This is a genomic window from Kitasatospora sp. NPDC005751 (genome assembly GCF_040630835.1).
Taxonomy (GTDB): Bacteria; Actinomycetota; Actinomycetes; order Streptomycetales; family Streptomycetaceae; genus Kitasatospora.
In genome coordinates this window covers 20113-31394 of record NZ_JBEXYC010000007.1, presented here as the reverse complement: position 1 = coordinate 31394, position 11282 = coordinate 20113, and the positions used below count along the sequence as shown (strand labels likewise).

General features: G+C 75.3%; 10 protein-coding genes. 7 read left to right on the top strand and 3 right to left on the bottom strand.

The features are described from left to right. Positions 1 to 91: 91 nt before the first annotated feature. From ABZ497_RS09850 to ABZ497_RS09840, 3 genes are all read right to left on the bottom strand, one after another. Positions 92 to 499, bottom strand: coding sequence for a hypothetical protein (locus tag ABZ497_RS09850; protein WP_359804206.1), 408 nt, complete (start codon positions 497 to 499; stop codon positions 92 to 94). Further along, positions 496 to 1077: a hypothetical protein gene (locus ABZ497_RS09845; protein WP_359804205.1), complete on the bottom strand. Its 582-nt coding sequence runs from the start codon at positions 1075 to 1077 to the stop codon at positions 496 to 498. Before ABZ497_RS09845 ends, ABZ497_RS09850 begins: the two co-directional genes overlap by 4 nt. A gap of 163 nt (positions 1078 to 1240) precedes the next feature. Further along, positions 1241 to 2326 carry a hypothetical protein gene (locus ABZ497_RS09840; RefSeq protein ID WP_359804204.1) on the bottom strand — a complete coding sequence of 362 codons (1086 nt, stop codon included), beginning with the start codon at positions 2324 to 2326 and terminating at the stop codon, positions 1241 to 1243. Between the two features lie 480 nt (positions 2327 to 2806). Here ABZ497_RS09840 and ABZ497_RS09835 point away from each other — a divergent pair, with 480 nt between their 5' ends. From ABZ497_RS09835 to ABZ497_RS09805, 7 genes are all read left to right on the top strand, one after another. Beyond that, positions 2807 to 4153: a phosphoribosyltransferase family protein gene (locus tag ABZ497_RS09835; protein WP_359804203.1), complete on the top strand. Its 1347-nt coding sequence runs from the start codon at positions 2807 to 2809 to the stop codon at positions 4151 to 4153. A gap of 284 nt (positions 4154 to 4437) precedes the next feature. Continuing rightward, positions 4438 to 5652 carry a 4-hydroxyphenylpyruvate dioxygenase gene (gene hppD, locus ABZ497_RS09830; protein ID WP_329490446.1) on the top strand — a complete coding sequence of 405 codons (1215 nt, stop codon included), beginning with the start codon at positions 4438 to 4440 and terminating at the stop codon, positions 5650 to 5652. Between the two features lie 69 nt (positions 5653 to 5721). Then, positions 5722 to 6921 carry a cupin domain-containing protein gene (locus tag ABZ497_RS09825; RefSeq protein ID WP_359804202.1) on the top strand — a complete coding sequence of 400 codons (1200 nt, stop codon included), beginning with the start codon at positions 5722 to 5724 and terminating at the stop codon, positions 6919 to 6921. Then, positions 6918 to 7769: a hypothetical protein gene (locus ABZ497_RS09820; RefSeq protein WP_359804201.1), complete on the top strand. Its 852-nt coding sequence runs from the start codon at positions 6918 to 6920 to the stop codon at positions 7767 to 7769. Before ABZ497_RS09825 ends, ABZ497_RS09820 begins: the two co-directional genes overlap by 4 nt. Further along, a complete protein-coding gene (gene fahA, locus ABZ497_RS09815) occupies positions 7766 to 8986 on the top strand; it encodes a fumarylacetoacetase (protein ID WP_359804200.1) in 1221 nt (406 codons plus the stop codon). The genes ABZ497_RS09820 and fahA overlap by 4 nt, the downstream gene beginning before the upstream one ends. 177 nt (positions 8987 to 9163) lie before the next feature. Further along, a complete protein-coding gene (locus ABZ497_RS09810; protein WP_359804199.1) occupies positions 9164 to 10216 on the top strand; it encodes an enoyl-CoA hydratase/isomerase family protein in 1053 nt (350 codons plus the stop codon). Between the two features lie 182 nt (positions 10217 to 10398). Next, the gene (locus tag ABZ497_RS09805) at positions 10399 to 11178 is read left to right on the top strand and encodes an enoyl-CoA hydratase (RefSeq protein ID WP_329490440.1); all 780 of its coding nucleotides are present in this window, start codon (positions 10399 to 10401) and stop codon (positions 11176 to 11178) included. The last annotated feature ends 104 nt before the right edge of the window (positions 11179 to 11282 follow it).

Below are 11282 nucleotides of genomic sequence, written 5' to 3'. Positions count from 1 at the left end.
CACCTGCGGGCGTGGGGCCGGGACAGCCGTCCGGCCCGGGCGCTCCGGAGCGGAGCACCCGGGCCGGGAGGGCCGGCGGGCTCGGGGCGAGTCAGGGGCGGGTACGCGACTCGGTGCGCCGCCGGGCCGGGGCCGGGCGGGCGGTGGCGCGGGGGGCCGCGGCCAGGGTGAGGCAGAGCAGTTCGGCACCCAGCGGTCCGGCCTCCAGTTGGAGCGGGGTGCCCCGACGGGCCAGCAGGAGGTCGCCGTCGACCGCCAGGTGGTTCGGTTCGCCGGGCGTCTGCCCCACGAGGAGGGAGCCGCGCAGCACATGGAGGGCGACCTCGGTCCCGGCCTGCCCCGGCAGCGTGTGGCGGGCGCCGGGGCTCAGCCGCAGGTGGTCGAAGGACTCGCAGGCACTGGCGAGCATGGAGCGGCGGGCCAGGCAGCGGAGACGGATCCGTTCGCCGTTCGGACCCAGGATGACGGCGGCGGAGCCTGCGGCGGCGGTGACGATCACCGTGACTCGCCTCCCTTCGGGTGTTCGGGGTGTTCGGGGTGCTCGGGGTGCTCGGGATGTTCGGGGTGCTGTGCCTGTTCGGGGTGCTGTGGCTGTTCGGGGTGCTCCGGATCGGCGGACCGCCGGGGGCGCGGGGGCCGGTCCGGAGGGGCTGTTCCCGGGCCGTCACCTCCGGGGCGGTCCCCGGCGTGGCCGTCGGCGCGCCGCCGTCCCCCGGACGGCCCGGGGGCCTCGGACCCGGTCGGACGGCCGGCGACGGCCAGGACGGCCTGGAAGAACTCCAGTCCCGCCGTGCCGGCGGTGAGCACCGTCCGCCCGCCCAGCGGCAGGGTCAGCGCGGTGCCCTCGACCAGCGGGAACCCGGCGTCGGGCGCCTCCTCGGCGTCGTCGTCCGGGCCGGTGGCCGTCCCCGAACCGGCGGTGACGTAGAGGGCGTGCTCGACGCCCTCGGCGATGACCTCGGTCGCGCGGCCCGGGTCGAGCCACCGCAGTCCGACCGCGCGCAGCGGCCCGGTCAGCACGCGGCTGGGGTCGACGGCGCCGCGTCGGCGGAGGTCGGTGATGACGGTGCCCGTCATGGCGGTGACTCCTTCTGGTCGGCGGCGGCCCGGTCCGGTCCGCCCTGCCGTTCCACGGTGTGCCGCCCGTCGTCCCGGTCGCACGGTGACCGTGTCCCGTCCTGCTCCCGCCCGCTGCCGGGCCCCGCCCGGTCCGGAGGTGCCGCGCACCGGGACCCCGCGCTCAGCCGGTCACCGGCAGGAGCTCCGCGACCCGACCGGACGGCACCCCGACCGGACCCAGCCCCTCCACCGCCGCCCGCACCGGCGCTGCTCCCACCGGTGTGAGCAGCCGGCCGGCCACGCAGGACGGCCGCCCGAGACCAGCGAGCAGCAGCAGACCGGGTCCGGGAGCGAGCGCCGCGCCGAGCGCGTCGGCGAGGGCCGCCACGTCCGTACCGCCGGGCAGGCCGGTCACCGAGCCGTTGCGGGCGACCAGTTCGCGGTGGGCCCAGGCTCCGGCCGCGTCCAGCAGGCCGAGCCGGACCGCGAGGCGGGCGGCGAGCAGGAGTCCCAGGGCCTCGGCCTCGCCGGGCGCGAAGAGGCGGCCGGCCAGGCGGCGAACCAGTGTGCCGAGGCGCCGCCCGTAGCCCAGGGCGAGGGCCGGGCCGGTCTCGAACGGGTCGAAGCAGACCAGGGCGGCCCGGGCGTCCGCGCAGACGGCGAGGAAGCCGGCGACGGTGCGCTCGGAGTAGCGCGCCTCGGGGTCGAGGGCCTCGGCGAGCGCCTCGTACTGCGCCGGGCAGACGGCGAGCACGTGCCGGATCACGCCGATCATGCCCGCCCTGGTCTCAGCGGCGGGCCGGTCGGCCAGCACATCGCCGCGGACCCAGACCAGCGCGGGCGCCGTGCGGTCGGGCAGCGCGCGGGCCTCGGGGGGCGGGCGCCGCAGCGCGAGCGCGGGCCCGACGGCCGCCGCCAGGGTGGTCGGCAGCCGCAGGTCGGCCGCGACCGCGCAGGCCCGCTCACCGCCGAGGGCGATCACGACGGTGCGGCCACCGGTGCCCTCGCCCGGGGCAGGCCGGTCCGGCAGCGGCGCGGACCGCAGGTCGATGACGGTGCACGGCGCCTGCGCGGCGGCCATGGCGCGGACCCTGGCGAGGTGGTCGGCGGGTGCCGCGCCGTCGGTCACGAGCAGGAACCGATCGGCCCCGAACGCGGCCGTCCGCTCGGCGAGTTCGGCCCAGGAACCGTCGCCCCGGCGCACCGCCAGCGCGATGCCGGCCGGTCCGGCCTGGATCCGACGGTCGAATACGGTGGTGCCGCCCATCGCGATCCACCTCCCGCTCCTGCTGCGACTGCTCCGGCCTCCCGGGTTCTCCGATCTCGACGATGGCCCGCCCGACGCCCCGGGCGCCTGAGCCGCCCTGCCCGTCCCGGCCCGGTCGGCACACGGGACGGGCCGGGGCGGCACCGGGACGGGCCGGGGCAGGACCGGGACAGGCCGGGCGCGGGCAGGACCGCGAAGGGGCGGGACCGGGAAGGGGCAGGACCGGGACAGGGGCGGGACCGGAACGGGCAGGTCAGGGCGCGCGGGCGCTATGACCGCTCCCAGCTCCGGGCCCGCAGGTAGGGGAGCGGGTAGTGCACCGGATCCCTGCCGAACGTCCCGTACTTCGTGCCGGTCCCCCGGGGATGCCGGCCGCCGGGGCGACGGCGTGCGGCGCGAGGCACCCACCGGCCGCCGGAGGCGGGAACGGCCGGCCCCCGGCGCCGCCCGCCGACGTACGGTGGAACCGGAGGCCGCGTCATGCACCGCACCCGGACCCACTTCACCGACCGCACCGACGCGGGCCGCCGGCTGGCCGAACTGCTCGGCCACCTGCGCGGCCCCGGCACCGTCGTCGTCGCCCTCCCGCGCGGCGGGGTCCCGGTGGCCGCCGAGGTCGCGGCCGCGCTCGGCGCCCCGCTGGACATCTGCGTGATCCGCAAGCTCGGGGTGCCCCGCCAGCCCGAGCTGGGCATGGGCGCGATCGGCGAGGACGGCGTCCGGGTGCTCAACGACGAGGTGATCCGGCTGGTCGGCGTCACGCCCGGGCAGCTCGCCGACGTCGAGCTGCGCGAGCGCGCGGAGCTGGAGCGGCGGGCCCGCCGCTACCGGGGCGGGCGCCCGCCCGAGGAGCTGCGCGGCCGCACCGTGGTCGTGGTGGACGACGGCATCGCCACCGGCTCCACGGCCCGGGCCGCCTGCGTGATCGTCCGGGCCCGGGGGGCGGCCCGGGTGGTGCTGGCCGTTCCGGTGGCGCCCGACGACTGGACGGCCCGGCTGGCCGGGATCGCGGACGAACTGGTCTGCGTCGGCACGCCGTCGCCGTTCTTCGCGATCGGCGAGTTCTACGGCGATTTCTCGCAGACCGGTGACGAGGAGGTGCTGCGCCACCTCGCCGAGGCGCGGGCCGCGCCCGCCCAGGACGGCGCCGGGGCGGCCGGCAGCGGGGTCGACCGTGAGCTGGTCCTGCCGGTCGCGGGTGTCCGGCTGGCCGGCCGGCTGACCGTCCCGGTGGACGCGGCCGGCGTGGTGGTGTTCGCCCACGGCAGCGGGAGCGGCCGGCACAGCCCGCGCAACCGCCGGGTGGCCGCCGCCCTGAACCGGGCCGGCCTGGCCACCCTGCTGTTCGACCTGCTCACCGAGGACGAGGAGCCGGACCGGCGGAAGGTGTTCGACGTCGAGCTGCTCGGGGCCCGGCTGACCGCCGCGGCCGGGCTCCTGCCCGAGCTGCCGGAGGGCCGGGAGCGGGCTCTCCCGCTCGGGCTGTTCGGGGCCAGCACCGGCGCGGCCGCCGCGCTCACGACGGCCGCCGCGCTGGGCGAGGGGGTGCGCGCCGTGGTGTCCCGGGGCGGGCGTCCCGACCTCACCGGTCCCGGCCGACTGGCCGAGGTCACCGCGCCGACCCTGCTGGTGGTGGGTGGCCTGGACGGCCGGGTGATCGACCTGAACCGGCAGGCGCGGGCGCGGCTGCGCTGCGAGAGTGAACTGGCGGTGGTGCCGCACGCGGGCCACCTCTTCGAGGAGCCGGGCACGCTCGACCGGGTCGCCGAGCTGGCCCGCGACTGGTTCCTGCGGTACCTGCCGGGCGGCCCGCCGACGACCCCCTGAGCGCCCCCACCGACCCGACCCGAACCCCCCCGGCACCGCCCCGACCGGCCCCGATCGACCGCCGTACAGACCTCTCGCGAACCACCCCGGACGACCAGGCATTTTGTGCAGCCGGACCGGCCATTTCCTGACCAGCTTGTACACATTGAACAGTGAAATCCCGACCTGTTGCCCAACCACCCCGACAGGAGCAAGCTCTCCGCTCAGCCGCACCACCCACCCAGCGGTGCGGCCGCCTCAAGCGGATGCCTCAATGCCGAGGCCTCAATGTGGAGGAACGACCGATGACCCCGCAGTCCCACGCCCTTGAGCTGACCCCCGAGGAACGCGAGGCCGGTCTCGACGCCGAGCAGCTCCGCCGCCTCGTCGGCCTCGTCGAGCACGACCCCGCCACGGACCCGTTCCCTGTCACCGCGCAGGACGCCATCGTGTTCGTGGTGGGCAACGCCACCCAGACGGCCCACTTCTACCAGTCCGTCTTCGGCATGGAGCTGGTCGCCTACTCCGGTCCGGAGACCGGCCGCCGCGACCGCAAGGCCTTCGTGCTGCGCTCCGGCTCCTGCCGCTTCGTGATCAAGGGCGGTGTCGCCCCGGACAGCCCGCTGCTGGACCACCACCGCCGGCACGGCGACGGCGTCGTCGACCTGGCCCTGGAGGTGCCGGACGTCGACAAGTGCATCGCGCACGCCCGCGCCCAGGGCGCCACCGTGCTGGAGGAGCCGAACGACGTCTCCGACGAGAACGGCACCGTGCGCCGCGCCGCCATCGCCACCTACGGCGAGACCCGGCACACCCTGATCGACCGCTCCCGCTACCACGGCCCCTACCTGCCGGGCTTCGTGGCCGCCGAGACCAGGGTGGCCCGCACCGCCGGCCACCCGAAGCGGCTCTTCCAGGCCCTGGACCACGCGGTGGGCAACGTCGAGCTCGGCCGGATGGACGAGTGGGTCGGCTTCTACAACCGCGTCATGGGCTTCGTGAACATGGCCGAGTTCGTCGGCGACGACATCGCCACCGAGTACTCCGCACTGATGTCCAAGGTCGTCGCCAGCGGCAACCACCGGGTGAAGTTCCCGCTCAACGAGCCGGCCATCGCCAAGAAGAAGTCGCAGATCGACGAGTACCTGGAGTTCTACGGCGGCCCCGGCTGCCAGCACCTGGCGCTCGCCACCAACGACATCCTCTCCACCGTCGACATCCTGCGCGCCAACGGCGTGGAGTTCCTCTCCACCCCCGACTCGTACTACGACGACCCGGAGCTGCGCGCCCGGATCGGGAAGGTCCGGGTCGAGGTCGAGGAGCTGAAGAAGCGCGGCATCCTGGTCGACCGCGACGAGGACGGCTACCTGCTGCAGATCTTCACCAAGCCGCAGGGCGACCGCCCGACCGTGTTCTTCGAGTTCATCGAGCGGCATGGCTCGCTCGGCTTCGGGAAGGGCAACTTCAAGGCGCTCTTCGAATCCCTGGAGCGCGAGCAGGACCGCCGCGGCAACCTCTGATCAGCACCCCCGATCGGAGCGAGAACGGCGAACGGGCCAGTCGGCGAACGGGCCAGGAGGAGCAGGACGATGGCGTACTACCGGCAGCTGGGCAGCATCCCGCCCAAGCGGCACACCCAGCACCGCACCCCCGAAGGCGGGCTGTACTACGAGGAGTTGATGGGCGAGGAGGGGTTCTCCTCGGACTCCTCGCTGCTCTACCACCGGGGCATCCCCTCGGCCGTCGTGGACGCCGTGCCGTGGGAGCTGCCGGACCAGTCGACGGTGCCCAACCACCCCCTGCTCCCCCGGCACCTCAAGCTGCACGAGCTGTTCGCGGGCCAGGAGTGGAAGTCCGCCGACGTGGTGGGCGGCCGCCGGCTCGTCCTCGGCAACGGCGACGTGCGGATCTCGTACGTCGCCGCCGGGGCCCCGAGCGAGCTGTACCGCAACGCGCTCGGCGACGAGTGCGTGTACGTGGAGTCCGGCAGCGGCACGGTCGAGACGGTCTTCGGCACGCTGGCGGTCGGCCAGGGCGACTACGTGGTCATCCCCCGAGCGACCACGCACCGCTGGGTGCCGGCCGGCGACGAGCCGCTGCGCGCCTACTGCATCGAGGCGAACAGCCACATCTCCCCGGTGAAGCGCTACCTCTCGAAGTACGGCCAGCTGCTGGAGCACGCGCCGTACTGCGAGCGGGACCTGCGCGGTCCGGCCGGCCCGCTGCTCGTCGAGGGCACGGACGTCGACGTGCTGGTCAAGCACCGCGGCCCGAACGGCGTCGCGGGCACCCGGTACACCGTGCCGCACCACCCGTTCGACGTGGTCGGCTGGGACGGCTGCCTGTACCCGTACGTCCTCAACGTGCGGGACTACGAGCCGATCACCGGCCGGATCCACCAGCCGCCGCCCGCTCACCAGGTGTTCGAGGGCAACGGCTTCGTGATCTGCAACTTCGTGCCCCGCAAGGTGGACTACCACCCGCTCGCGATCCCCGTCCCCTACTACCACTCCAACGTGGACAGCGACGAGGTGATGTTCTACTGCGGCGGCGACTACGCGGCCCGCAAGGGCTCGGGCATCGCCCAGGGCTCGATCTCGCTGCACCCCGGCGGCCACACCCACGGCCCGCAGCCGGGGGCGTACGAGCGCAGCATCGGCGCGGAGTTCTTCGACGAGCTCGCGGTGATGGTGGACACCTTCCGGCCACTGGAGCTGGGCGAGGGCGGCCGGGCCTCCGAGGACGGCAACTACGCGTGGACCTGGGCCGGTCGGGGGCCCGCGCGATGAGCGCGATCCCCGAGCTGTTCCGGGACCTCTTCGACGACGCGGCCGTGTTCCCGCCCGGGAACCTGCCGCTCGCCGACGCGGTGCCGGCCCACCGGGCGCACCGGAGCGCCTGGTACGCCGCCGCGGTCGGCCCGCTGCTCTGCGGGGCGGGCCGGCTCGGCGAGCTGGCGGCCGCCGCGGACCCGGCCCGGCACACCGGGCCGCTGCGGGTCGGGCTCGTACTGCCGGGGGGCAGTACGGAGCTCGGCCCGGCCCTGGAGGCCGCCGCGCCGTTCGAGGTGGCCGGCGTCGAGCTGGCCACCCGGGACGCCGGCGAGGCGGTCGCCGCGCTGGACCTGCTGCTGCCGCCGGACGTCCCGGCCGCCGTGGAGCTGCCGCGCGAACTGCTGCGCGGCGACGCGCTGGGCGACGCCCTGGACGTCCTGGTCGACAGCCCGTACCGGGCGAAGTTCCGCACCGGCGGAGTGGTGGCCGGCGCCTTCCCCGACGAGGAGGAGCTGGCCCGCTTCCTCACCGGCTGCGCGGAGCGCGGCCTGCCGTACAAGTGCACCGCCGGGCTGCACCACGCCGTCCGGCACACCGATCCGGTCACCGGCTTCGAGCACCACGGCTTCCTGAACGTCCTGCTGGCCGCACAGGAGACCGACCGGTCGGCCGCCGCCGAGGTGCTGGCCGAGCGCTCCGGCGCCGTGCTGGCCAAGGCGATCGGCGAACTGACCGACCGTCAGGTTACGGTGATCAGGAACTCGTTCACCGCGTTCGGCACCTGTAGTGTCGCCGAACCCCTGGACGACCTGGCCGGGCTCGGCCTGCTGTCGCCCAGTCCCATGCCCCAGGAGGACCGTTGAGCACCCCCCGCAGCTGGCTCGCCAGCGCCCAGGACTCGCCGTTCGGCGTGCACAACCTGCCGTACGGCGTCTTCACCGCCGCCGACCGGCCGGGCCGGCGGCGGATCGGCGTACGCGTCGGGGAGTTCGTCCTCGACGCCGGGGCCGCCGCCCGCGCGGCCGGGGAGCCGTCCGTCCTGCTGGACGCCGAGAGCCTCAATCCGCTGCTGGGCGCGGGGCGTCCGGTTTGGACCGAGGTGCGCGCGGCGCTGACCCGCTGGCTCACCGACGAGTCCCACCGGGCGGCGCTCTCGCCGCTGCTGCTGCCCCTGGCCGAGGTGGAGCTGCACCTGCCGTTCGAGGTCGCCGACTACGTCGACTTCTACGCCTCCGAGCACCACGCCACCAATCTGGGCCGGATCTTCCGCCCCGGCTCGGAGCCGCTCACCCCCAACTGGAAGCACTTGCCGATCGGTTACCACGGCCGGGCCGGCACGGTGGTGGTCTCGGGGACGGAGGTGGTCCGCCCGCACGGACAGCGCAAGGCTCCGGCCGACCCGGCGCCGTCCTTCGGACCGACCCGCCGGCTGGACATCGAGGCGGAGGTCGGCTTCGTGGTCGGCACGCCGTCCGCGCTCGGCACGCCCGTCCCGCTGGACGCCTTCCGCGAGCACGTGTTCGGCGTCTGCCTGGTCAACGACTGGTCCGCGCGCGACATCCAGGCCTGGGAGTACGTGCCGCTCGGCCCGTTCCTCGGCAAGTCCTTCGGCACCTCGGTCTCGCCGTGGATCGTGCCGCTGGACGCCCTGGAGCACGCCCGGGTCGCCCCGCCCGCCCGGGACGTCGAGCCGCTGCCCTACCTGGACGACCGCGGCGGCGAGCCGTGGGGCCTGGACCTCGCGATGGAGGTCCGGCTGAACGGGCACCCGGTCTCCCACCCGCCGTTCGCCTCGATGTACTGGACCGCCGCGCAGCAGCTCGCCCATCTGACGGCCAACGGCGCCTCGCTGCGCACCGGGGACTTCTTCGCCTCGGGCACCGTCAGCGGCCCCGAGCCGCGGACCCGGGGCGCCCTGATCGAGCTGACCTGGAACGGCGAGGAGCCGCTGAAGCTCCCGGACGGCACCGTCCGGACGTTCCTGGAGGACGGCGACGAGGTCGTCATCACCGCCACCGCCCCGGGCCGCGACGGCGCCGTGGTCGGCTTCGGCGAGGTGACCGGGCGGGTCGTGCCGTAGCCCCACCACGGCCGGCACCACGGCCGACGGGAGCGCCCAGGAGGCGGCGCCGGACACCCGGCGCCGCCTCCGGCGCGTAGCGGCGCGTCCCCGGCCGCCGGGGCGGCCACCCGCCGGGGGTACGGTGACGGCGGAGTTCTCCACGACGGACAGCGACGACGAACGGGAGCGGGCCCGATGAGCGCAGAGGTACAGGCCTACCGGGACGGCGGCGTCGGGCGGATCATGCTCGACCGGCCGAGGGCGATCAACTCCCTGACCCACGACATGATCCGGGCCGTCCGGGCCGCCCTGGACGGCTGGGCGGCGGACGACGCGGTGCGCGCCGTGGTGCTGACCGGCGCCGGTGAGCGCGGCCTCTGCGCGGGCGCGGACATCCGGGCCCTGCACGACGACGCCAAGGCGGGCGGCGCCGGCGCCCGGGCGTTCTTCCGCGACGAGTACCGGCTGAACGCGCTGATCGCCCGCTACCCGAAGCCCTACCTGGCGGTGATGGACGGCATCACCATGGGCGGCGGGGTCGGCCTCTCCGCCCACGGCGCCGTGCGGATCGTCACCGAGCGGTCCGTCGTGGCGATGCCGGAGACCAGGATCGGCCTCGTCCCGGACGTCGGCGGCAGCCTGCTGCTGGCCCGCGCCCCGGGCGAGTCGGGCCTCCACCTCGGGCTCACCTCGGGCTCGATGGGCCCCGGCGACGCCCTGTACTGCGGCTTCGCCGACCACTTCGTGCCCACCGCGCGGATCCCCGCGCTGCTCGCCGCCCTGGCGGGCACCGCCGGGCTGACCGGCGCCGGCCTCACCGCCGCCGTGGCCGCCCACGCCGCCCCGGCACCGCCCGCCGCCCTGGCCGACCGGCGGCAGTGGATCGACGCCTGCTACGCGGCCGACACCGTCGAGGAGATCGTCGAGCGGCTGCTCGGCTGCGGCGTCCCGGAGGCCAAGGAGGCCGCCGAACAGCTGCTCGGCAACGCCCCCACCGCCGTCAAGGTCACCCTGGCCGCGCTGCGCCGGGCCCGCACGCTGCCCTCCCTGGAGGCGGTGCTCGACCAGGAGTACCGGATCTCCTGCCACGCGCTGACCACGCCGGACCTCGTCGAGGGGATCCGCGCCCAGGTGGTCGACAAGGACCGTGCCCCGCGCTGGTCCCCGGCCGAGCCGGCCGGCGTCACCGCGGCCGAGGTCGACCGCTTCTTCGCCCCGCGCGAGGGCGACGAACTCGGCCTGGCCTGACCGCCGTCGGCTCCGGCCGGGGCGGCGGACCGGCCCCGGCCGGAGCCGACCCGCCGGACGCCGGAGCCCGTGACCACCGTCTCGCATGGCAAGACTGGCGCGAGGCGGGGCCCGTCGTAGATCGTTGGGTGGTCAGGACGCACCCGGTGTGGTGCCGAGCAGCGGAATGGGAGTCAACGGCGATGACCGAGACCTACGAGACGATCCTGGTCGAGCGCAAGGGGCGGGTCGGGCTGATCACGCTCAACCGGCCGAAGGCGCTGAACGCGCTCAACACCCAGCTGATGAACGAGGTGGTCGCGGCCGCCACCGCGTTCGACCGGGACCCGGAGATCGGCGCCATGGTGATCACCGGCTCGGAGAAGGCCTTCGCGGCCGGCGCCGACATCAAGGAGATGCAGGGCAACGCGTTCCCCGACGTCTACCTGGACGACTGGCTGGGCCCGTGGGACCGGCTCGGCGAGCTGCGCAAGCCGGTCGTCGCGGCGGTGGCCGGCTTCGCCCTCGGCGGCGGCTGCGAGCTGGCGATGCTCTGTGACATCCTGCTGGCCGCCGACACCGCGAAGTTCGGCCAGCCGGAGATCAAGCTCGGGGTCATCCCGGGGATCGGCGGCTCGCAGCGGCTGACCCGCGCGGTCGGCAAGGCCAAGGCGATGGAACTCTGCCTGACCGGCCGGATGATGGGTGCCGAGGAGGCCGAGCGGGCCGGCCTGGTCTCCCGGATCGTCCCGGCCGGCGAGCTGCTCGCCGAGGCGCTGGCCACCGCGGAGACGGTCGCGCAGATGTCCACCCCCGCCGCGATCATGATGAAGGAGAGCGTCAACCGGGCGTTCGAGACCACCCTGGCCGAGGGCGTTCGCTTCGAGCGCCGGCTGTTTCACGCGACCTTCGCCACCGCGGACCAGAAGGAGGGCATGGCGGCCTTCGCCGAGAAGCGCCCGCCGGAGTTCACCCACCGCTGATCCGGCACGGTCGGGGCGGCGGCCGCTCGGCGCCCGCCGCTCCCGCCCGTCCGTCAGTTCTCGGCCACCACACGGGTGTTGCGCCGGGCGGGCCCGCTGCGGCC

Bases quoted from the DNA above. Each gene is read 5' to 3' on its own strand.
- ABZ497_RS09845 (WP_359804205.1), bottom strand. From the start codon at position 1,077: ATGACGGGCACCGTCATCACCGACCTCCGCCGACGCGGCGCCGTCGAC.
- ABZ497_RS09840 (WP_359804204.1), bottom strand. From the start codon at position 2,326: ATGGGCGGCACCACCGTATTCGACCGTCGGATCCAGGCCGGACCGGCC.
- ABZ497_RS09835 (WP_359804203.1), top strand. From the start codon at position 2,807: ATGCACCGCACCCGGACCCACTTCACCGACCGCACCGACGCGGGCCGC.
- hppD (WP_329490446.1), top strand. From the start codon at position 4,438: ATGACCCCGCAGTCCCACGCCCTTGAGCTGACCCCCGAGGAACGCGAG.
- ABZ497_RS09825 (WP_359804202.1), top strand. From the start codon at position 5,722: ATGGCGTACTACCGGCAGCTGGGCAGCATCCCGCCCAAGCGGCACACC.
- ABZ497_RS09820 (WP_359804201.1), top strand. From the start codon at position 6,918: ATGAGCGCGATCCCCGAGCTGTTCCGGGACCTCTTCGACGACGCGGCC.
- ABZ497_RS09810 (WP_359804199.1), top strand. From the start codon at position 9,164: ATGAGCGCAGAGGTACAGGCCTACCGGGACGGCGGCGTCGGGCGGATC.
- ABZ497_RS09805 (WP_329490440.1), top strand. From the start codon at position 10,399: ATGACCGAGACCTACGAGACGATCCTGGTCGAGCGCAAGGGGCGGGTC.